The following is a 20,611-nucleotide window of genomic DNA, read 5'->3' as shown; positions in this document are numbered from 1 at the left end:
AAATTCATTAAAGTTAACAAAATTGTCCGAGATGTTGATTTGGGGAGGCGAAGAATCCTCAATACTTGATTTTCCGGGACTTTAACAACCTGCGATCGCAGTGTTATCACTGACAAACCGGTGGGTCAGTTGGTTGGGTTATCGGTTTGGATCGACTTCAAATCCCTATTTTTGTTTATTGTAACTCTTTTTATTATAAAAAACCATAAATTTTACTAAAAACTGGAATATCAGATTAGGAATCGATGAGAAGGAATGGCAAAGATTTAGGAACTTTATAAAAGCTGTGAGATAAAATTACAGCGTGATTCATCATTGCCCGCCCTTTCTTTTGTGTAAGAGTTAGACAATAATGAGTGCAATCACGGAAAAGAACTGAAGGGAACTTATCCCCCATCGCCGCCAAAAGCGATCGCCATTATTTTTGATAAACACTTGATAAAGGAGAACCAGCGTGAAACTGTCAGTATATGGAAAGGGTGGAATTGGAAAATCAACAACAAGCTGTAATATTTCGGTTGCGCTTGCCAAACGGGGAAAGAAAGTGTTGCAAATTGGTTGTGACCCCAAACACGACAGCACCTTCACCCTAACCGGATTTTTAATTCCGACAATTATTGATACCCTGCAAGAAAAGGACTATCACTATGAAGACATCTGAGATCGGAAGAGCTGACGTCTGACAAAGGCTATGGCGGAGTGGACTGCGTAGAAGCAGGTGGCCCTCCGGCGGGTGCAGGCTGTGGCGGTTATGTAGTGGGTGAAACCGTTAAACTGCTAAAAGAACTCAACGCCTTCGACGAATACGATGTCATTCTGTTTGACGTTCTCGGTGACGTGGTTTGTGGAGGTTTTGCAGCACCGCTGAACTACTCAGATTATTGTATGATAGTCACAGATAACGGCTTTGATGCCTTATTTGCAGCGAACCGCATTGCGGCTTCTGTACGGGAAAAAGCACGGACTCACCCCCTACGTCTAGCTGGATTAATTGGCAACCGCACTTCCAAACGGGATCTTATTGATAAGTATATTGACTCGGTTCCCATGCCTGTATTAGAAATCTTGCCTTTAATTGAAGATATTCGAGTCTCTCGGGTTAAAGGAAAAACCCTATTTGAAATGGCAGAAACCGATCCAACTCTCAGCTATGTGTGCGATTATTACCTGAACATCGCCGACCAGATTCTCTCCGAACCCGAAGGCGTTGTTCCCCAAGACGTACCCGATCGGGAATTATTTTCATTACTTTCTGATTTTTACCTGAATCCGAGCCAACCCCCTGTGCAAAATAAGGAATTGGAGCTAGATCTTATGATGGTTTAATAAGTCTAGCGGCTCAGGATGAGGAATAGAGGTTATGGCTTTCTTTAAAGATTTTACTGCTAATCTCCGAGATAAATGGTTGCATTATTATCAAACCAATAGAGACTGGTTACTCTTACAAATGCAACTCAGTTCAGTGAAAACTCCAGATGGCGGTCGAAGACCTCCCTCTAGCCTCATTTTAGGAGTAATTAATGCTCTTGATCCAGAGGTATCGCAGTTTATGCTACCTTTTTCCACACTCAATCCCGATCCCGAGAAATTAATCCAAGTGTTGGGGTTAAATTTCGATCCTGATCTGGCTTTGGGTTTGAGTGACCAACCTGTCGGGGAAACCGCACCTGTACAGGCTGCACCGAGTTATCAGCAACCTCCTGTCGAGTCTGCACCGGGATATCATCCACCCTCCCCAGTCGAAGATCCAACTGAGTTTCAAACCGCCCCAGAAATCGATTCTCCCCCTGCTGAGGAGTCCCAGTCTAATTTCGGGGGAATGGCTGCCGCCGCCGCAGGTACAGCCGCCGCAATGGGCGCAGGTATGGCGATCGCCGATGCTTGGGATGACACAGAAGCCGTCTCAGAGATGGATATGGATATTGATCTCGACTCCGATCAAGATCTGGGTTCTAATGAAGCTCTCAGTTTTGATATGGGAGACGATGAAGACATTAGTCTAGAAATGGGGACTGATGAAGACATCAGTCTAGAGGAGGAGATGGAAGTCAGTTTAGAGTCAGGCGTTGAACTGGGTCTAGGAGACATGGACATGGATCTAGAATCGGATAATGAATTGTCTACCGATGACGATCTGGGTTTGGACATGGACTCCGATGACGATCTGGGTTTGGATATGGACTCCGATGACGATCTCGGTTTAGAGGAGGAAGTAGACATTAGTCTAGAGTCAGACGTTGAACTAGGTCTGGGAAACATGGACATGGATCTAGAGTCGGATAATGAATTGTCTACCGATGACGATCTGGGCTTGGATATGGATGCTGATCAGGATCTCGGTTTAGATCAGGAAGTCTCTCTAGAGTCAGATGATGAGTTAGGCGATCTCGGACTGGATGATTTGGGAGAGGACGATCTACAAATCGATACCTCAACCGACGATATGGGAGATCTTGAACTCGGTGATCTCGGAACAGACAACGAACTCGCTGAAGGTGACTTTTCTTCTGATGACATGGATGATTTGGGACTCGATGATCTCGGCGATGATGATGAGTTTGGGAGTTTGTCAGACTCGGGTGATTTAGATGATCTCAGTTTGGATGATTTGGGAGAAGTGACTTCTGGCGATGGAGATTTTGATGATCTTGATCTAGAAGGGCTAACAGAGTCGGATGAGGATGATGATATTGCTCTGTCTGACTTTAAATAATCTTCCCATCTAGATGTAGAGATGTGCGATGGGTGCGTCTCTACCTACCCTGAAAACGGATTGAAATAAAACTTGAGGTTTTGGATCAACGGGTTCCAAGATCAGAGGATAGTTTATGCAAAATTATCCTGAATAGCCTAAAGTTCAGACTAAGATTTAAGTCCGATACGATGTCGTTGAATATTTGAACTTTCGACCGAAAGCACACCAAAAGTATTTGCAAAATTGTAAGAATTGAGAGGAAAATTTATGACTGTTGCTGAACAACCTGAAGCTTTAACCTTTGAATGCGAAACTGGCAATTATCACACTTTTTGTCCGATTAGTTGTGTTGCTTGGCTGTATCAAAAAATTGAAGATAGTTTCTTCTTAGTCATTGGAACAAAAACCTGTGGTTATTTTCTGCAAAATGCAATGGGGGTGATGATTTTTGCAGAACCTCGTTATGCAATGGCAGAATTAGAGGAAGGGGATATTTCTGCCCAACTCAATGACTATGAAGAATTGAAGCGGTTATGCTTACAAATTAAACGCGATCGTAACCCCAGTGTGATCGTTTGGATCGGCACCTGTACCACTGAAATTATTAAAATGGATTTGGAAGGGTTAGCCCCAAAATTAGAAGGAGAAATCGGCATTCCGATTGTTGTCGCTCGTGCAAATGGCTTAGATTATGCGTTTACTCAAGGGGAAGATACCGTCTTAGCAGCGATGGCGGCTCGTTGTCCAAATAAGATAATTGAATCTGAAAAAGACGAACGTAACCCAATTCAAAAACTGCTTAATTTTGGTCAGAAAAAAGAGGACACGGATCAAGCTGAGTCGGTATTTGTGGATCATCCGCCTTTAGTTTTGTTTGGTTCTCTCCCCGATCCGGTGGTGACAAATCTAACCCTTGAATTGAAAAAACAAGGAATTCAAGTTTCGGGTTGGCTTCCGGCTAAACGTTATACTGAACTTCCGATTTTAGAAGAAGGATATTATGTTAGTGGCGTTAATCCTTTTCTCTCTCGCACCGCAAGCGCATTAATGCGGCGTCGCAAATGTAAATTAATTGGCGCACCGTTCCCAATTGGCCCCGATGGAACTCGCGCTTGGATTGAAAAAATTTGCTCTGTATTTGGAATTGAACCCAAAGGTTTAGATGAACGAGAAGCCCAAATTTGGCAAAATCTTGAAGATTATCTTCAGCTTATTCGCGGTAAGTCTGTGTTCTTCATGGGAGATAATTTGTTAGAAATTTCTCTGGCGCGTTTCCTAATTCGCTGCGGAATGACTTGTCCTGAAATTGGCATTCCTTACATGGATAAGCGCTATCAAAAAGCGGAGTTGGATTTCTTAGAAAAGACTTGCCATGAAATGGGGGTTTCTGTTCCGAGAATTATTGAAAAACCCGATAATTACAACCAACTTCAACGCATCCATGAAATTAAACCGGATTTAGTAATTACAGGGATGGCTCATGCGAATCCTTTAGAAGCCCGAGGAATTAATACAAAATGGTCTGTTGAGTTTACTTTTGCTCAAATTCATGGCTTTACTAATGCGCGAGATATTCTAGAGTTAGTGACTCGTCCTCTACGCCGTAATAACAACCTCAAAGATTTGGGTTGGGATAAGTTAGTCGCCGAAGAAGCGCAGGTTTAAGTTTTTTAAACTTTGTCTCTAAAAGTCAAAATTAGGCTTCATTTTTAAAGCCCGGTGTTTCTCAAGGAAATCGGGCTTTTATTCTCAAAAACAGTATTTTATCTAACTGAAAACCCCTATAATCAGCGAACCCTCCTCTGTTTGTATCGGATGCAATTAACGATAGGATGATCAAAAAATTTGTGATCGCTTGTTTTACATCTTTTTAGATTAAGACGCAAATAAAATCGCTAATCCCAGGAAAACTAGAGGACTAATCACAAAGATACCCAATTCTAAGCCAGTCATGTTGACCTCCTGAAAGGTGTAACTATAATACAATATTAAACTCTAAACAAGACTTTGACCTCAGTAAGGTTACGGAATCTTTGAAAAAATTTATTGTCTTTAAAATAAAGTGATATTCAGAAAGAAGACGGAATTTTTAGATTGAGGAGAAATTATAAATTTATATCAATTTTTTAGCGTTTTTAGTCTTAAATTCTGTAACGAAACCAGGATGAATTAAACAGGTTGTTAACCTCAGCAGAGTTTCAACTGATCTCAAACTGCTGTATAATAAGTAAGTCTTCTGAATCTTACCCTCTTGATAATATCTGTGTATTCTAAATTTTAACCCTCTACTATTTTGCTCCCAATGACTGAGCCACAGGATACTAACACCCCGTCCCCCAATTCTCAGCAGTCTAACGAATCCTCCCCAGGGAAGACGACTGAGACGGAAAAAAATGTTAGGAAAAATCTGATTGCGGATATTTGGAAGAATACGACAACCGGAATAGAACAAGTTAAAAAAACGGCGATTGGATGGTTAACGGTTCCCGAATCAGAAGTTGCTACAATTTTAGAACAGGTTCGCGCCGAACTTCCCACAACTGAAGCATTATTAATTGGAAAACCGCAAGCGGGAAAAAGTTCAATTGTACGGGGATTAACAGGCGTTTCAGCAGAAATTATTGGACAGGGATTTCGCCCTCATACGCAACACACAGAACGTTACGCCTATCCCTCAGATGATTTACCGTTATTGATTTTTACCGATACAGTCGGTTTGGGGGATGTTAACCAAGAAACAGAGAAAATTATTGCAGAGTTAGTCGGTGATTTAAAAATAGAGAATAATCGTGCTAGAGTTTTGATTTGGACTGTTAAGATTAATGATTTTGCGACAGATACACTGAAAACCATTGCAACTCAACTCCGTCAAGAATATCCGCATCTTCCTTGCTTATTAGTGGTAACTTGTCTACATGAAATTTATCCGCCAGAGGTTGAAGATCATCCAGACTATCCCCCCGATTTTGAAGCCGTTAATCGGGCTTTTGAGGCGATAGAAGAGGGGTTTAAAGGGTTATGCGATCGCGCGGTGATGATTGATTTTACCTTAGAAGAAGACGGTTACAACCCTGTATTTTATGGTTTAGAAGCGTTTAGAGATACTTTAGCTGATTTACTCCCCGAAGCCGAAGCCCGCACCATTCATCAGTTACTCGATGAACAAGCCAGTCAACAACTGGGAAACCTCTATCGGGATGTCGGGCGGCGTTATATTTTGGCGTTTACAGTGATTACAGCAACGGTGGCTGCGGTTCCCCTACCCTTTGCGACAATGCCTGTGTTAACGACGTTACAAGTGTCAATGGTGGGGTTATTAGGGCAGTTATACGGGCAAACCCTCAATCCTTCCCAGGCGGGGGGCGTTGTCAGTGCGATCGCAGGCGGTTTTCTCGCCCAAGCGGTGGGGCGGGAGTTGGTGAAATTTATACCCGGTTTTGGGAGTGTGATTGCGGCGTCTTGGGCGGCGGCTTATACTTGGGCGTTGGGTGAAGGGGCTTGTGTTTATTTTGGGGATTTAATGGGGGGAAAGAAACCCGATCCGCAGAAGATTCAGTCGGTGATGAATGAGGCGTTTAAGGAAGCAAAAGAGCGGTTTAAAGGGATTCAGAGTTAACAGATAATTATTATGAATTTTAGCCAATCTCATCCCTATTTTTCACCCGAAGAATACCTAGAAACTGAAAAAAGTAGCCCGATAAAACATGAATATATTCAAGGAAAAATTTATGCAATGGCGGGGGCGAGTGATGCCCACGTTACGATTACTGCAAATTTACTGACTTTATTAAGAAATCATATTCGCGGAAGTGGATGTCGGGTTTATATTGCGGATATGAAAGCCCGCATTGAAACTCTAAATATTTTCTATTATCCAGATTTGATGGTGACTTGCGATCCGAGAGATGCAAATTTTGAATACTTCAAACGTTATCCTTGTTTGATTATTGAAGTTCTTTCAGTTTCTACAGAAGGCTTTGATCGAGGTGATAAATTTAGTGATTATCAAGAATTGGAAACTCTACAAGAATATGTTTTAATTAGTCAAAATCGTCAGCGTGTTGATTGTTTTCGACGTAATATACAAGGAAGATGGGAGCTTTATAGTTATCGAGGTGATCAAGAATTGGAGTTAACGAGCATTAATTTCTCTTGTTCTCTTGCTGCTGTTTATGAAGATGTTTCTTTACGGTAAATTTTTAACTCAACTGCTCGGTTATTGTTTTGGTGGTTTTTTATCTGGACGTTTAAATTTATCATTTTCGGCTTCTTGAGGACTCGCGAAGCACCAGTAAACCTCTTTTAATCCTCGCCGTTCATCTGGAAAATAGTATCTACCGTTAAATTCTGCATTTTTCATATGATCGGTTGCTCGAATAGGATATTTGGGTGGACAATTAGTTGAGTTAATAGGAGGTACACCATTCTTCAAATTACGCTTTTTTCGCTCTTGTTCAACAAATTGCCAATAATCATTAACTTTTTCAAGACCTATATTCATCATTTGAAATGCCGCACTAATTTCTGGATACTTCTCTAGCATTTCTGGATGATCGGAGAATTGATCGGCAATTATTTTTGATGCTTTTTTATAAGTTTCTACTAATTTATTAAATTCAGACTCATCTGGTGAACTCTCTACTTTTCCCAAGTTTTCTTGTGAAATCTTTTTGAACAGAATCATTGCTGGCTTCAAGCCAGTCCGATCGGAAGGTACTGTATAGATAGATGAAATAGCGGGTTTTATTGCAGATAGTATAATTCCAACAATAAGAACAAGATAGATTAATAGAAGTTGCTTTGGAGTTATATAACCACAAAGACATAGTAAAAAGACAACCAAGGCAAATCGTAAGATTTCTTGAATACCCTTAAGTGCAATAACAGTTATAACTATGAACTTCTGAAGCCGTCGTGGTAGTTTATTAAACAGTTTTGTTAAAATTAATGGATACTTTGAGGTTTTTCCACTGAGATTCGCTCTAACTTGTTTAAATAGGTAAATTCTTTTTTTTTATAATTGGCGTCTTTTCGTCATCAAGATTCTCTATATCAATGGCGTTACGACCAAACTGATGTGCCATCTCATAAGACTGATCGTAAAATCAAGCACGATAAAAACCCTGTGAATACGCAATAGCAGCTTGATCACCAAGCTCTTGCTTCATACCAACTACATAGTCAACATGGTCAGCTATTGCTCTAGCTTGCTCTACTGAATAGCAAGCATTAAGCACTACACATTCTACAGAGCTTACAAATAACCCAAACAGATCTGCAAGTGCTTTTGTAGAGACTATCTTTGTTATTCCTTGAATATCTTCAAATACTAAACCTTGATTTCCCTGACCATGTCCAGAAAAGTGAACAATATGTGGTTGATTATGCAGCATTATCTGTTGAAGATCTCTTGTACGAACTGCTGTTTTTGGGATAAGCTGAAAGCGATCTCTGTTTATAGAGTTCTGTAAGACTTCTTCAATTTCACGCAATTCTTGATCTACTCGCAGCCTAATGGTATCCCTTGGATTCGCTGATAACAGTAAAATTTTTTTAGGAGATTTATTTAAAGTCATTTTGCCTAAGCAATTCAGACAGAACATTTTTACTATTTAGCAAGTATAGCATTTATTACTCTAACTTTTGATTTTCTCTGCTTAAAGAATAGAGAATTAGTTTGTCACTTGTAGAATCGTTAACTAAACTTATCTTGACAAACGTAGACAAAAAGTGAATTTAGCCGATACGCCTAACGGCACGCTACGCGACGCATTTTCAAAAAATGAGTCAAAATAGCAATGGAAACAGACTCCGATGAGGATAACAAAACATGAGCGATCGCTGTATGATTCCCATTGTCAAATCTCCGAACGATTATCAAGCTTATCGCATTAGTCCTCACGATACAAACCGTTTGGCGTTGGTTTTCGATCCTGATGTCGCTAACGCTTCGATAACCGTTTGTATAGAAATATTCGATATTGGTGGAAAAACTCCACCCAACCGACATCAACTCGCCGTTGAGATGTTTTTTATTCTCAAAGGAGAAGGAGTTGTTAGTTGCGATGGAAAACAAGTCAAAATTCAAGCCGGGAATAGTATTTTAGTTCCCCCAACCGGAACACACATGATAGAAAATACAGGTTCAACTCGATTATACGCCCTCTGTATTATGGTTCCGAATGAAGATTTTGCAGAATTAATTCGTCGGGGAACACCTGTAGAATTAGACGAAGAAGATCTAAAAGTATTGACTCGGGTGGATGGGTTTACGACTTCAATGATTCATTTATCTTCTGCTTAAAACAGCCCCTCTGATGACACAAACCGATCACTCGGTAAATTCCCTAAAACTTCTGGTTCTACATTCAAAACATATCCTAATAACTGATTATTGTCAGCAATTCTGATTGCGGTTCCCGTCAGAACTCCATCCCCATCGGGATCAAGATCTTCTGAAGATATACCTCCTTTTTCTAAAAACTCAACTCCTTCAGGTACGGAAGATAAAACAATCGGAAGAATCAAGTCAATAGTGACTCCAAAAGTTTCTTGACTGTTAAAGGTTTCAAAAGTAATATCCTGTTTTGTTAATCCTTCTGTGAGTGCAATCTGATCGTTTGCAGAATCAAAATCAGTCAGAATTGCATCAGGAAGTTCAACTTCATCGGGAATTCCAGGGAGTAAGGAGACAAAGGAATCTACCTCTTGAGTTTGTCCAGCTTGATCGGTTCGCAAGACAAAAATATCTGCACCTTCTCCTCCTTTATAAATATCAACATCGCGATCGCCAATTAAAATATCAACGCCTTCTCCTCCAACAATTAAATCCGATCCACTTCCTCCAAATAATACATCATCACCCAACCCTCCATCTAATAAATCAGTATCTTTATTTCCGAATAAACTATCCCCACCTGCTTGTCCAAATAATTCATCATTTTGTTGACCTCCATAAACAACATCTGCATTTTGTGATCCAGTAATGGTATCATTGCCTTGAAAAGCTAATACGGTTGTAGAGGAGGAAGCTTGTTCAGTTGTAAGGGTGTCATTATCAGGATTATTCGTTGCAAACCAAGCAGGGAGAGAGTCTAATAAACCGGGATTAAGTACCATAATAATCAGTATGTTCTATGTTTAAACAGTATCATTTTTTCTAGTATACTTCAATTTTATCTGAATGAGAATAATTAAACAAACTCAATCAATGACAACTCGGGATGGAGTGCGTTTGGATGCGGATATTTATCGCCCCGAACAGCCGGGAGAATTTCCCGTTTTATTAATGCGACAACCCTATGGAAAAACGATTGCTTCAACGGTTGTTTATGCTCACCCAACGTGGTACGCTCAACAGGGTTATATTGTTGTTATTCAAGATGTACGCGGACGGGGAACTTCTCAAGGAGAATTTAACCTTTTTTCTGCGGAAATTGCAGACGGAGAAGATAGTGTAAATTGGGCGGCGAATTTACCAGGAAGTTCAGGAAATGTCGGAATGTATGGGTTTTCTTATCAAGGAATGACTCAAATTTATGCAGCTTCTACCCGTCCAACTGCTTTAAAAACAATTTGTCCGGCGATGATTGGTTATGATTTATATGCAGACTGGGCTTATGAAGGGGGAGCATTTTGTTTACAAGCAAATTTAGGATGGGCGATACAGTTAGCCACAGAAACTGCTCGAATTAAAGGAGATGAAACGGCTTATCAAAGACTTTTTAAAGCGTCTCGAAACTTACCCTTGTTTGATCAAGTCCCCGCTAGTCCTGAGATTTTAAAACAGTTAGCTCCCGATTCATTTTATCACGATTGGATTGAACATAACCAAGCTGATTATTTCTGGAAAAATCTCTCTCCAAATCTTGATAATGTTGACTTACCTATGCTACATATTGGGGGTTGGTTTGACACTTATCTTCGCGGAACTTTGAATTTTTATCAAGAAAGAGTCAATCAGAGTCAACATCCTCAGCATTTAATTATTGGGCCGTGGGCGCATCTTCCCTGGGGAAGAAAAGTCGGTGAAATTGATTATGGAATAGAAGCAAACAACCCAATTGATGAGTTACAAATTCGGTGGTTTGATTATTTTTTAAAAGGGATAGACACGGAAATTTTAGAGGAATCTCCCATCGCTTTATTTGAAATGGGAAGCAATCAATGGCGTGAATTTTACTCCTGGCCTAATCAAAATCAATCCTATTTTCTGATGAGTACCGGACTCGCGAGTATTAGAGAAGATGCTGGAATTTTGATGGAACCTGTAGAGGAAGATTCAACTCCAATCTATGATAATTTATCAGTTTCTAACTCATTAGAACTCGAAGATATCTCAGAATTTGACTTAGAAGAACAGGATATTACTCAATCCGAAGCTTTTGATATTATCATTCACGATCCTTGGCGACCTGTTCCAACATTGGGGGGTCATGCAACATTTCCGCCTGGTGCTTTTGAACGTTCGGCTTTAGATTGTCGCAGTGATATTTTAACCTATACTTCCGCGCCTTTAGAAACAGATTTACATCTAGCTGGTGATATTTTTGTCGAGGTTTATTGTGAAGCGGATACACCCAGTTTTGATCTTTGTGCGGTTCTTTCGGAAGTCAGAACAGATGGCTGTGTTTATAACTTCTCTCAGGGTTATATTCGGGTTGAAGCTTTGGAAAATCCGGTAAGGATTAAATTACAAGCAACTTGTATTAAAATCTCTCAATTCAATTCTATTCGTTTAAGTTTAAGTGGGGCTTGTTTTCCGGCTTATCCCGTTAACCCAGGAACAGGTCAACCTCCGAGTCAAACTCGTTTAATGGATGCACAAATTATCACGTTAACTCTACGCTGCGGGGGGAATTTTCCCTCGAAAGTTGTTTTACCTGTTGTCAGTTTACCCATGAAATAAGGGCGCAAAGTTTACGCCCCTACCATTAATTAATACAGTGAATTAAGATTGCCAATTAGTTGGGTGTTTTCTGCAACCCAGGTTGTTCTTCTGGGAGAATTGCACCCTCAACCGGGCAAACTGTTAGGCAAATCCCGCAGTCTATGCAGGTATCAAAATCAATCCAGTACCAGTCCGTACCCTTAGCATTTTTGCCTGGGCCATCGTGAATACAAGCGACTGGACAAGCGGCGACACAATCTGCAACGCCTTCGCAGACATCGGTAACTATGGTATGTGGCATGGTTTGTTTGGTGTGTTCTCCCTGTTTGGATCAAACGGCAGGTATGACCCCCTATACATATCCTTTCACAAGTTTGTGATTACGGTTCACCCTCATCTTTAAATTAATTGAGAATCGGGTGAAATTTCAAACCTCTATTGATTATGACAATAATTTCAAGCTTTTGGTGTTTCTAACTGACAAGGCTGTTGATCAGAGATTCTATCCTTTCGTAAATTCTGCGGATTGTGAGAATAATTAAGGCTTTGTTTTGCCATTCGTTCTCTAGCCGAAATCGGCAATACAATTAGCCAAAATAGAGCTGTTCCAATTAATACTATCCAACAGGCTTTATCAGTCATTGAAGCTGTAGAATCTTGAATAAACATCCTCAGCAAAGTTAATCCGATAACAAAGGCAATGATTGTATAAAGACTCAAACCAGAAAGAACAATGATCATCATTACAAAAGAATTATAGCAATAAGAGGTATACTTCAAAAATGCTCGCCAACTTGACTCGACGTAACTTTGTTCCTACTCTATCTACTACATCAGAAGTTTGTTAGTCCCTCTTTTGCATTAAGTACATTTTGTTGAGTCTCACTTATGAATCAATCTCCAGATGTCCGACAATACGCACCCGCAACGGAACGCAACCGTCAGCCGATTTTAGAAGTGTTACAACGAGTTTTACCTGCAAAGGGTATAATCTTGGAAATTGCCAGCGGAACGGGTGAACACGCCATTTTTCTAGCGCCTCGTCTTCAGACCCATCAATGGTTGCCTTCTGACGTTGAGAGTAGCCATCGAGCAAGTATTCAGGCTTGGCAAAGTTATTTTCCCTCTGAGAATCTTTATCCCCCGTTAGCGTTAGATGTGCGAGACTCTGTTTGGCCAGTTGAATCCTCTCTAGAATTGGATGGAATAGAATTAGAAAATAATCCAATTACGGCTATTGTTTGTATTAATATGATTCATATTGCGCCTTGGTCAGCGTGTTTAGGACTGATGGCTGGAGCAGGGCGAATTTTACCCCAGGGAGGAATTTTATATCTATATGGCCCCTTCAAACAAGGTGGAAAACACACTTCAGAAAGTAATATCATGTTCGATGAATCCCTACGCGCCTCACATCCTGAATGGGGAGTTCGAGACTTAGAAGAAGTAACCACTGTAGCGAAAACTCACGCTCTCGAGCATATCGAAACGATATCAATGCCTGCGAATAATTTATCGGTTGTCTTTCAGCATCACTGACAAATATTCGATGTCAGGGCGTTTTGAGTTGGGTTGTTTAGGGGAAGACATCAATTATCTTTATTCTTCCTCACCTGTTAAGCTGACTCGTTGACAGATCGGAATTAAAATAGAAGTGAAAATCAACCCGAAAGCTACACCAAAAGCCAAAACAACTCCAACCGGAATTTTTACGGATTGGAATGTTAGAAACTGAATGGAGATAGGAGTAGCATTTTGTACTGAGATAATTGCGATCGCACTAATGACAATCGCTAAAATCAGACCGGTTAAAATTGGGGATATGATTTTCATAGGAAAGCTGTTATCTAATAGCACAGCTAATCAGTCTAGCGATCACCAGTATACCATATCAAAATAGAAAACACTGCTCAATAAAGGATAGGAAACTCAAATTATGTTTCGTAAACGTTCTACCCCTTGGATTCAACGCAAATCTCGTTTTATAATCGCCACGATTGCCGCTTTCGGGGCTGTTGTTACCGCTTATCTGACGATTGTTAAGTTGACGGGAGGAACTGCTGCTTGTCCCGTAACAGGTTGTGACAAGGTGCTGTCGAGTCCCTATGCAGTCGTGTTTGGTTTACCTTTAGCTCTGTTTGGGTTTTTAGCCTATAGCGGCATGGGAACAATGGCTGTTGCACCTTGGTTAATCAATCCTGACTCACAAAAAGAACTCCGTCAAAAAGCTGAACAGTGGACTTGGTTGCTGATGTTTATGGGGGGAGTCGCCATGATGCTATTTAGTAGCTATTTGATTTATCTAATGGCGTTTAAAATTCAATCTCTCTGTTTGTATTGTATCGCATCTGCGGTTTGTTCGCTCAGTTTATTTCTGTTAACCATTGTTGGTCATTCTTGGGAAGATATTGGTCAGCTTATCTTTACAGGCGTAATTGTTGGGATGATTACGATAATTGGTACTTTAGCGGTTTATGCTCCTCTAAATAATCCTCAAGCCGGATCACAAGAAACTTACGGCGTGACCACAGCATCTAATCCCGCTAATATCGCTTTAGCTGAACATCTAACTCAAGCGGGAGCAAAAATGTATGGGGCGTTTTGGTGCAGTCATTGTAAAACTCAAAAGCAATTATTCGGAAAGGAAGCGGTTACAAAACTGACTTATATTGAGTGTGATCCAAAGGGAAAAAATCCTCAACCTGAGTTGTGCCAAGCGGCCAAGATTGAAAGTTATCCCACCTGGGAAGTGAACGGTCAACTATATCCGGGAGTGCAACGATTAGATAAATTAGCTCAGTTGTCGGGTTATAGTGGCTCACAAAATTTTGGCAATCCCTAACTTTTGAAGGCTGAATGACTGAGGCAAGGATAATCCGTTGATGCGTTCGTTTTTTATCCTTGTCTAGTTTTTTCTGAACTTTTTCTTTGATTCTAGATTAAAATCCCGATATCTCAATAATTGTAAAGCTGTAAATTCTGCAACAAAGCCAGAGTCAAGTTTTGATAAACAATCTAATTATAAACTCTGCGGAGATCTTGAATGAAAAGACCCAAAATTCTTCCTTCAACTTGTAAAAATTGCCGAGCCTATAAACCCGAAGGGCGGCGTGGTGGCTTCTGTCAATTGTTTCAAGTCCCGGTTCAGAGTCAGTGGAAATCTTGCAGTTGTGCAATTCTTCCCTTTAAATTTTCTGGGGAAAATAAAGAACCTGAGTTACACGAAATCGATGAAGTGATTGAAGCAAATTTTGAAGTCACGAGTTAATGGAAGATCATCAACCTCCCTAGCAGCTAGGAATTTCACCTTTTTGCTAGGGGGAAAGAAAAATTAAGCTTTACTCTGTGCTTGCTGAAGATAATCCTCAAATCGTTCTCGCAATTGTTCAATCGTTAAATCTTTAGTCCAATATTCAACCAACCCATGACCAAATGCCCAAGCATTTTGATCGGGTGAACCCGGATTTTCTAATAATAACGGCCATAATGTCAGTAAGTCAAAATTTCGACGATTCTTACCTTCACCCGGATTTAACACAGAAAACAAATCATATCCCATTTGCAGTTTACCAATCACCACAGGTAACTGTTCTATCGGAATCTGTTCAGCGAGTAAATAAGCCAAAGCCGGGGAACCGGTTGATATTGTGGCAATATATTTGAGAATCGGACTTTTTACTAATGCTGTCAAGCCTTGAGTCGTTGTCATCTGGAGTGTATAGCGATCTATAATCTGAGCAGCTGCAACTGTACGAGCTTCTAAATTGCGTAAAAATCGGGCTAATCGCAGTTGTTTAGTGGGGGAAATTAATTCCACTAAAGCGATTGATAAAGCATCAATTCCCCACTCCTTGCGATTACTGTTTATATCCCCAGTAACGACAGGTAAAACGCGATCACAAACTTCTCCTAACCGTTCACTTCGGTATTGTGTTGCTTCTCGAATTACCACTTCTTTTAGGCGATTTCCGAATATCCAATCATAGGGCGGTTCCCATTCTCTAACCGGGCGTAACCGATCCACTTGCGTCACAATAACCATCGCCCGTAAATCTTCAACTTCTGCTTTCATATCCTGCAAAAAGTCTACATCCATTTGTAAGGCGGGATCAAGTGCAGGGGTTACTAACAGTAATAAATCTGTTTTGCTAATAAAATCTAACACTAAATCTCGCAAATCAGAACGGTTAATTTGTTCATACCCAGGAGTATCCCACAAAATTAACGTTTCACCTGTGGGTGTTTCCCACTGATAGTTTTGAATTTTATCGGTACTCGGTAAAACATCAACTTCGGCTTTTTCGGCTTTAAATAATGTATTAATTAAACTACTTTTTCCGGCCCCTGTACGTCCAGCCAGTAAAATATTAACAGGTTTTTGTTCAACTTTCTCCGTCGGTTCTGCTTGTTCGAGAATATCTCTGATCGTTTGAGTTTTAGCTTGGGGTAAAGTTGAGGTTTTTGTTGCAAAAACATCAGCCGGAAGTTGAGTTCCTGAATAAAGGGTAATGGCTTGACGACAGAGGTTTCTTAATGCCACTTCTCGTAACATTTGACCCAAGTTTCCAAGTAATTGTTGATTAGCTTGATCGCTATAGCGTTTACTGGCAACTTTTGCAGCAGCAGCAGCAGGATTAATAATCCACATTGCCCAATTCCAAACCTGCCAAAGTTTGCGGGCAGAAGGTTCTAATTTTTGGTAAACTTCATAGGCTTGAAACGCTTGCCCAACTGTGACTTGATTGAGGGCAGGAGATAACTGTTGCATCCACCGATCCATATCATCAACAGTACCGCGAATCAGTCCATAAGCTTGCGGAATGTAGATATTAAGGAGAGGATATTTAACCTCGGGATGGTAAGTATTGGCAACGGTAATTACAACATCCTGACACCGTTGCCAAAATGTTACCCAATCTGCCCAAACTGGTTCATCGTTGCGAGTTTGTTCAATAATTTCTTGTAATTTAGTTTCAATTTTTTGGGTCGCTTCATCTCCCGCTAAGGGCGTTTCTGCATCATCTAAACTGACTTCGAGATCTTGATTAACTTTTGCCATTACTGCTTCGATTTGAGCGATCTCAGGTTTTGTCCATCGAACCAGTAACCAGCGCCAACCGACAAAAATCAGGGTAACAATTCCCCAGATCCAGTTAATTCCCCATTGGTTAATTTGATATCCCGCAGCCACCATGATAAAGATGACGATAGAAGCAATAGGTAAGGCTAGAATCACCCATTGCCAAGGTTTTAATCGCACCATAATATTATCCTCGGTTGCTAACTGTTTGTATAAAGTTTAGCGTATTCAAGTTAAATCGTTTGAATGGGTTGTTATGATAATCTTTAAAAGTTCTTCGACACTGACAGGGTTACACCGATGATAGAACCAACAATTTTAGAGAAATTTGCAGCCCTTCCCGACTCGCTGAAAACCGAAGTTGTTCACTATATAGACTTTTTGTTAGAGAAATATGCAAAAACAGCATCACAACCTCAACCCGAAGTCGTGGAAGAAAAAACTGAAAAGCATCATGGCTATGGAAGTTGGGCTGGAAAAATTATTATGTCGGATGATTTCGATCAACCTTTGGAAGATTTAAAGGAATATATGTAGTATGAAACTTCTTTTAGACACTCATGCTATCAGAGAAGTTAGCAGTTTCAATCAATAATATTAATTGACCTCAGCCTGTGCAAGATTTTCCTGCATCGCAATTCTATCAACCAGGTGATCCAGCAACCCCTAATCAACTTCCTTCTTGAAGTGATGATTAGACAGAATATAAAACTTATCGTTTCACTTTAGGGTAATAATTCAGATAACTATATGGTCTTGTTTTACCCTAAAATATTTTCAAAATAATAGGGTGGGCAATTAATACCCACCCCGAAAAAAAATCAGACGTTAGAGTTAGTCAGGTTTGTTTGTTTTTGTGGAATCTTTCGACTTCCAACCAGACTGATAGAAAATCGGACTTCCCGTATTCGGGACAAAATGACAAGTCAGATAAGAGTTGATAAAACCCTTCCAAATAGATTCGTCAGACTTGTGATAATATTCACCCAAAATGGGTTTAATTGCCTCGGTTGCGGTTTTCAAATGGTAGTGAGGCATATTCAAGAAAATGTGATGGGCGACATGAGTACCAATATCGTGATGAATGGAATTGATAAAACCATAGTCGCGATCAATTGTCGATAATGCCCCTTTCAAGAAATACCAATCTTCGTTCCGATACCAAGGAATATCGGGTTCGGTGTGATGTAAATAAGTCACCAAATCTAACCACATCACAAAGATGATATAGGGAACGAGATAATATTTCAGCAGAAATAACCCGCCAAATTCATAGGTTAAAAAACCGAGAAAACCCACCATTAAAAACCAGCAAGTTGAACTGGTGATAATATCCCATTTTTCAGTGGGGCGGAATAGGCGAGTATTCGGAGAAAGATGAGAATTTGCCGGATGAAAGAGATAAATCGGATAAGCCAATAATGGGATATAGTAGCGCAATAGCTTTTCATACCAAGGCATCTGATCATATTGACTTTCAGGAACCGGATACCAGCTTTCATCTTTATCAATGTTTCCGGTATTAGCGTGATGGGTTCTGTGACTAATTCGCCAAGCGTGAAAAGGGACAAGAATGGGAGTATGAGATAAATGTCCAATCAAATTATTCAACCATTTTTGCTTAGAAAAAGAACCGTGACCACAATCGTGTCCGACCACAAATAACGCCCAAAACATGGTTCCTTGCATTAGCCAAAAAATCGGAAAAAAGAACCACGAATCAAGGGTATAAGCGACCACGTACAACCCGGCAATAATGGAAATATCGAGAAAGAAATAACTCAAAGATTTCCAGACTGAGGGTTCAAAACAATGGGCGGGAATAGCCGCCTTTACATCTTGCAGAGTAAAAGGTAACTCTGTTGTAGAGGGAGATGAGGCGGTAAGAGTCGCCTGACTAACAGTATTTGATTGCACGAAATTTCCGATTTTACTTGAGTAAAAAGAATCTACATTGTTAGGTTTAACCTGACAGCTTCAGCCTGTGTTAGCTGCAATTTTGAATCAGCAAGGGGGTCTAAGCAGTAAATACCGACGAACCTTCAGCTTGTGATTTTCTTCAAAACTGGCTGATTGAATACCCAGTTTGTAAAGAGGGGTGTGACTCCGTTGCTGCATCAAAATGTCCTCTGTGCTAGGCTAAACCGCAAAATGCAATTCATAAACGATGTATATTCTACCCTGAGATGGTTGTCGTTTGGACAAAAATGGACTGAAAACGCTTGAAATTAGGTAAATTATTCAAAATTCCAGGATTTCTTCGGATTCAACGCTCTTACTTCCCAACTTTTTCACAAATGAGTCCCATTTTTGAGACGGTTTGGGATACTCGTTTGGCATCCTGATGCGTGTTTCGTCTTTTGTCTACAAGGCTTTTCCGTTATATTGAAAGGCATTATCCCACACCCAATCAATCACAATTCTTGCTTGTTTTAAAGGGATAACGTGACAATAGCCTTGTTGATTATAGGACAATAATGGCACTTCCGGTTCATTCGCATTATCTTCTATTTTTCCTCGAATTTCTTGCATATTATTTAACGGGCCATTAATGTCGAAGTTAATCCCAATTCCTAATTTTTCTTGCATCCAATTTTCAATTTTAGCATCCAACTGTTCTGGATTTAAAGGATTTGGACTCGTTAATAGATGATAATAAACTAAAATAATTTCTTTGCATTCTTCTTCTTCGGCAATATCAATTAATCGCTGAAAGACACTATCATTATTGGCTAAGTTTTTAAAAAACAGGGTATCGGTGACATCTTTTTGAAATTGGATTTTCTTGCTTTTGTAATTATTATATTGTTTGAAAGCAAAACCACCGAGTGCTATGGCTAAAGATAACGTTGCCACTAAAACAGGCATGATATCTTGAAGTTGATCTTGTTCAACATTTAAAGTCTGAATTAAATCTCTAGCATTGAAAACTAATAAAATTGCAGCAATAAGTAATAAAATATTGGGTAAAGTTCTTAAAATGAGAGGAATTGCTGCTCCAACTGCGGGAACTCCAAACAATAATCTATCTTTCCAAGTCATACTGGTTTTAATATTGGGAAACAGTAAGTCAATATCAAACTTGGGAATATTTTTATAAAAGTAAGCATACATTTTTCCGGGGGTAAATTTAAGTTCATCTAACGCTTTTGAGTTGGACTCTTTGCGGCGAAAATATCCTTTTCCTTTGAATTTTATTAATAAAACAACCCGTTCAAACATCTCAATTGTTTTTTCTTCCTCCCAAAAAAATAACTTTTTAATTTTAGTTGTGGTTGTGGTATCACCCCGATAATAGCAGAGAAATTGATCGAAGTCATTAAAATCAACATGAGTTTGCAAGTTAATCAAAGACTTTTGTCCCAAAGCTTTATCAACGATTGATTTTGACAGGCGAACATAATTCGCTCGTTCTAAAATATGGTTAAACGCCTCAACCACTTTAGATTGCATTTGGTTATATTGATCTAAATTGGGTTCTTCTAAGGGTTCAACATCAGTATTGGGGTTAAAAACGGCGTAGTTCTCTTTGATAATTTCTAGGGTTTTATGAAAACGAAAGTGATAAAAAGCCGACAAAATTTGACAAAACTCTTTAAAGGTTTGAGTATCCTCCCGGCTTAACTTACCATCTTTTAGACAAAGTTCGATAATATCGCTGCGACGATAGGGAATATAGGCTTCTAGTTTTTTGTTATCAGTCATCATTCACAATCTCGGAAAATTTTTACAGAACTTATCAAGTTAAAACAGATCATATTAAAGCTGATAGTGACAACCAAAAATTTTGTTTCAGGGATGTTTAAGAATTTTTTGAAAACTTTCAGCGTCACTGGTGGCTTTACTCAGGTTTCAGATAGCATCAAAGTCACCGTAGGAAGCTTTTGTCATTTCCATAAAGCTTTCTAAGAGTTGATATTCCCATTGCGAGTTGTTCGGGTTGTTC

19 protein-coding genes and 1 pseudogene are annotated in these 20,611 nt (G+C 39.8%); 11 read left to right on the top strand and 9 right to left on the bottom strand.

Annotated features, from left to right (window positions below; genetic code table 11):
• Positions 1 to 454: 454 nt before the first annotated feature.
• The 5 genes and pseudogenes from bchL (at position 455) to M595_RS17885 (ending at position 6,890) form a co-directional block, all read left to right on the top strand.
• Positions 455 to 1,326 (top strand): annotated as a pseudogene (bchL, locus tag M595_RS17905) (ferredoxin:protochlorophyllide reductase (ATP-dependent) iron-sulfur ATP-binding protein).
• A gap of 34 nt (positions 1,327 to 1,360) precedes the next feature.
• Positions 1,361 to 2,713, top strand: coding sequence for a DUF5331 domain-containing protein (locus tag M595_RS17900; protein WP_023067732.1), 1,353 nt, complete (start codon positions 1,361 to 1,363; stop codon positions 2,711 to 2,713).
• Between the two features lie 249 nt (positions 2,714 to 2,962).
• A complete protein-coding gene (locus M595_RS17895) occupies positions 2,963 to 4,360 on the top strand; it encodes a ferredoxin:protochlorophyllide reductase (ATP-dependent) subunit N (protein WP_023067757.1) in 1,398 nt (465 codons plus the stop codon).
• 637 nt (positions 4,361 to 4,997) lie between these two features.
• The gene (locus tag M595_RS17890; protein WP_023067770.1) at positions 4,998 to 6,311 is read left to right on the top strand and encodes a YcjF family protein; all 1,314 of its coding nucleotides are present in this window, start codon (positions 4,998 to 5,000) and stop codon (positions 6,309 to 6,311) included.
• Positions 6,312 to 6,323: 12 nt separating this feature from the next.
• Complete coding sequence (locus tag M595_RS17885; RefSeq protein ID WP_023067776.1) at positions 6,324 to 6,890, top strand: Uma2 family endonuclease; 567 nt, start codon at positions 6,324 to 6,326, stop codon at positions 6,888 to 6,890.
• Between the two features lie 21 nt (positions 6,891 to 6,911).
• Here the strand turns inward: M595_RS17885 and M595_RS17880 are convergent, their stop codons facing one another.
• Positions 6,912 to 7,538 (bottom strand): hypothetical protein, encoded by a 627-nt coding sequence (locus M595_RS17880; RefSeq protein ID WP_238987094.1) that lies wholly within the window; start codon positions 7,536 to 7,538, stop codon positions 6,912 to 6,914.
• A 262-nt stretch (positions 7,539 to 7,800) separates the two neighbouring features.
• Positions 7,801 to 8,271 carry a CHAT domain-containing protein gene (locus M595_RS17875; protein ID WP_023067741.1) on the bottom strand — a complete coding sequence of 157 codons (471 nt, stop codon included), beginning with the start codon at positions 8,269 to 8,271 and terminating at the stop codon, positions 7,801 to 7,803.
• A 254-nt stretch (positions 8,272 to 8,525) separates the two neighbouring features.
• Here M595_RS17875 and M595_RS17870 point away from each other — a divergent pair, with 254 nt between their 5' ends.
• Positions 8,526 to 8,999, top strand: a complete 474-nt coding sequence (locus M595_RS17870) for a cupin domain-containing protein (protein WP_023067755.1) — start codon at positions 8,526 to 8,528, stop codon at positions 8,997 to 8,999.
• On the opposite strand, the gene M595_RS17865 is transcribed toward M595_RS17870, so the two are convergent.
• Positions 8,996 to 9,814 (bottom strand): calcium-binding protein, encoded by an 819-nt coding sequence (locus tag M595_RS17865; protein WP_023067744.1) that lies wholly within the window; start codon positions 9,812 to 9,814, stop codon positions 8,996 to 8,998. The two genes, M595_RS17870 and M595_RS17865, sit on opposite strands and share 4 nt — an antisense overlap.
• Positions 9,815 to 9,905: 91 nt before the next feature.
• Here M595_RS17865 and M595_RS17860 point away from each other — a divergent pair, with 91 nt between their 5' ends.
• Entirely contained in the window at positions 9,906 to 11,603 is a 1,698-nt protein-coding gene (locus tag M595_RS17860; RefSeq protein ID WP_238987093.1) for a CocE/NonD family hydrolase, read from the top strand.
• 55 nt (positions 11,604 to 11,658) lie between these two features.
• Here M595_RS17860 and M595_RS17855 read toward each other — a convergent pair whose 3' ends face one another.
• Entirely contained in the window at positions 11,659 to 11,886 is a 228-nt protein-coding gene (locus M595_RS17855; protein ID WP_009787983.1) for a ferredoxin family protein, read from the bottom strand.
• A gap of 155 nt (positions 11,887 to 12,041) precedes the next feature.
• Positions 12,042 to 12,329, bottom strand: coding sequence for a hypothetical protein (locus M595_RS17850; RefSeq protein ID WP_040484296.1), 288 nt, complete (start codon positions 12,327 to 12,329; stop codon positions 12,042 to 12,044).
• Between the two features lie 144 nt (positions 12,330 to 12,473).
• Between M595_RS17850 and M595_RS17845 the strand changes: the two genes are divergently transcribed.
• Positions 12,474 to 13,124 carry a DUF938 domain-containing protein gene (locus tag M595_RS17845; protein WP_023067773.1) on the top strand — a complete coding sequence of 217 codons (651 nt, stop codon included), beginning with the start codon at positions 12,474 to 12,476 and terminating at the stop codon, positions 13,122 to 13,124.
• A gap of 60 nt (positions 13,125 to 13,184) precedes the next feature.
• On the opposite strand, the gene M595_RS17840 is transcribed toward M595_RS17845, so the two are convergent.
• Entirely contained in the window at positions 13,185 to 13,418 is a 234-nt protein-coding gene (locus M595_RS17840; protein ID WP_023067736.1) for a DUF1049 domain-containing protein, read from the bottom strand.
• A 103-nt stretch (positions 13,419 to 13,521) separates the two neighbouring features.
• On the opposite strand from M595_RS17840, the gene M595_RS17835 reads away from it, so the two are divergent.
• The gene (locus tag M595_RS17835; protein WP_023067753.1) at positions 13,522 to 14,427 is read left to right on the top strand and encodes a vitamin K epoxide reductase family protein; all 906 of its coding nucleotides are present in this window, start codon (positions 13,522 to 13,524) and stop codon (positions 14,425 to 14,427) included.
• 201 nt (positions 14,428 to 14,628) lie between these two features.
• Entirely contained in the window at positions 14,629 to 14,853 is a 225-nt protein-coding gene (locus M595_RS31570; RefSeq protein WP_023067750.1) for a hypothetical protein, read from the top strand.
• A gap of 63 nt (positions 14,854 to 14,916) precedes the next feature.
• Here the strand turns inward: M595_RS31570 and M595_RS17825 are convergent, their stop codons facing one another.
• On the bottom strand, positions 14,917 to 16,848 hold the full coding sequence (locus M595_RS17825) for a GTPase family protein (RefSeq protein WP_023067777.1): 1,932 nt from the start codon (positions 16,846 to 16,848) through the stop codon (positions 14,917 to 14,919).
• 117 nt (positions 16,849 to 16,965) lie between these two features.
• On the opposite strand from M595_RS17825, the gene vapB reads away from it, so the two are divergent.
• On the top strand, positions 16,966 to 17,202 hold the full coding sequence (gene vapB / locus M595_RS17820; protein WP_023067738.1) for a type II toxin-antitoxin system VapB family antitoxin: 237 nt from the start codon (positions 16,966 to 16,968) through the stop codon (positions 17,200 to 17,202).
• A 297-nt stretch (positions 17,203 to 17,499) separates the two neighbouring features.
• On the opposite strand, the gene M595_RS17815 is transcribed toward vapB, so the two are convergent.
• Both M595_RS17815 and M595_RS17810 read right to left on the bottom strand, forming a co-directional pair.
• Positions 17,500 to 18,582: a DUF3474 domain-containing protein gene (locus M595_RS17815; RefSeq protein WP_023067766.1), complete on the bottom strand. Its 1,083-nt coding sequence runs from the start codon at positions 18,580 to 18,582 to the stop codon at positions 17,500 to 17,502.
• A 447-nt stretch (positions 18,583 to 19,029) separates the two neighbouring features.
• Complete coding sequence (locus tag M595_RS17810; RefSeq protein WP_338041656.1) at positions 19,030 to 20,373, bottom strand: TMEM143 family protein; 1,344 nt, start codon at positions 20,371 to 20,373, stop codon at positions 19,030 to 19,032.
• Positions 20,374 to 20,611: the final 238 nt, after the last annotated feature.

It is taken from the genome of Lyngbya aestuarii BL J (genome assembly GCF_000478195.2).
Classification (GTDB): domain Bacteria; phylum Cyanobacteriota; class Cyanobacteriia; order Cyanobacteriales; family Microcoleaceae; genus Capilliphycus; species Capilliphycus aestuarii.
The sequence above is the reverse complement of the archived record's forward strand: the minus strand, read 5'-3'. Positions and strand labels throughout refer to the sequence as shown.

Bases quoted from the DNA above. Each gene is read 5' to 3' on its own strand.
- M595_RS17900 (WP_023067732.1), top strand. From the start codon at position 1,361: ATGGCTTTCTTTAAAGATTTTACTGCTAATCTCCGAGATAAATGGTTG.
- M595_RS17895 (WP_023067757.1), top strand. From the start codon at position 2,963: ATGACTGTTGCTGAACAACCTGAAGCTTTAACCTTTGAATGCGAAACT.
- M595_RS17890 (WP_023067770.1), top strand. From the start codon at position 4,998: ATGACTGAGCCACAGGATACTAACACCCCGTCCCCCAATTCTCAGCAG.
- M595_RS17885 (WP_023067776.1), top strand. From the start codon at position 6,324: ATGAATTTTAGCCAATCTCATCCCTATTTTTCACCCGAAGAATACCTA.
- M595_RS17875 (WP_023067741.1), bottom strand. From the start codon at position 8,271: ATGACTTTAAATAAATCTCCTAAAAAAATTTTACTGTTATCAGCGAAT.
- M595_RS17870 (WP_023067755.1), top strand. From the start codon at position 8,526: ATGAGCGATCGCTGTATGATTCCCATTGTCAAATCTCCGAACGATTAT.
- M595_RS17865 (WP_023067744.1), bottom strand. From the start codon at position 9,814: ATGGTACTTAATCCCGGTTTATTAGACTCTCTCCCTGCTTGGTTTGCA.
- M595_RS17860 (WP_238987093.1), top strand. From the start codon at position 9,906: ATGACAACTCGGGATGGAGTGCGTTTGGATGCGGATATTTATCGCCCC.
- M595_RS17855 (WP_009787983.1), bottom strand. From the start codon at position 11,886: ATGCCACATACCATAGTTACCGATGTCTGCGAAGGCGTTGCAGATTGT.
- M595_RS17850 (WP_040484296.1), bottom strand. From the start codon at position 12,329: ATGATGATCATTGTTCTTTCTGGTTTGAGTCTTTATACAATCATTGCC.
- M595_RS17845 (WP_023067773.1), top strand. From the start codon at position 12,474: ATGAATCAATCTCCAGATGTCCGACAATACGCACCCGCAACGGAACGC.
- M595_RS17840 (WP_023067736.1), bottom strand. From the start codon at position 13,418: ATGAAAATCATATCCCCAATTTTAACCGGTCTGATTTTAGCGATTGTC.
- M595_RS17835 (WP_023067753.1), top strand. From the start codon at position 13,522: ATGTTTCGTAAACGTTCTACCCCTTGGATTCAACGCAAATCTCGTTTT.
- M595_RS31570 (WP_023067750.1), top strand. From the start codon at position 14,629: ATGAAAAGACCCAAAATTCTTCCTTCAACTTGTAAAAATTGCCGAGCC.
- M595_RS17825 (WP_023067777.1), bottom strand. From the start codon at position 16,848: ATGGTGCGATTAAAACCTTGGCAATGGGTGATTCTAGCCTTACCTATT.
- vapB (WP_023067738.1), top strand. From the start codon at position 16,966: ATGATAGAACCAACAATTTTAGAGAAATTTGCAGCCCTTCCCGACTCG.
- M595_RS17810 (WP_338041656.1), bottom strand. From the start codon at position 20,373: ATGATGACTGATAACAAAAAACTAGAAGCCTATATTCCCTATCGTCGC.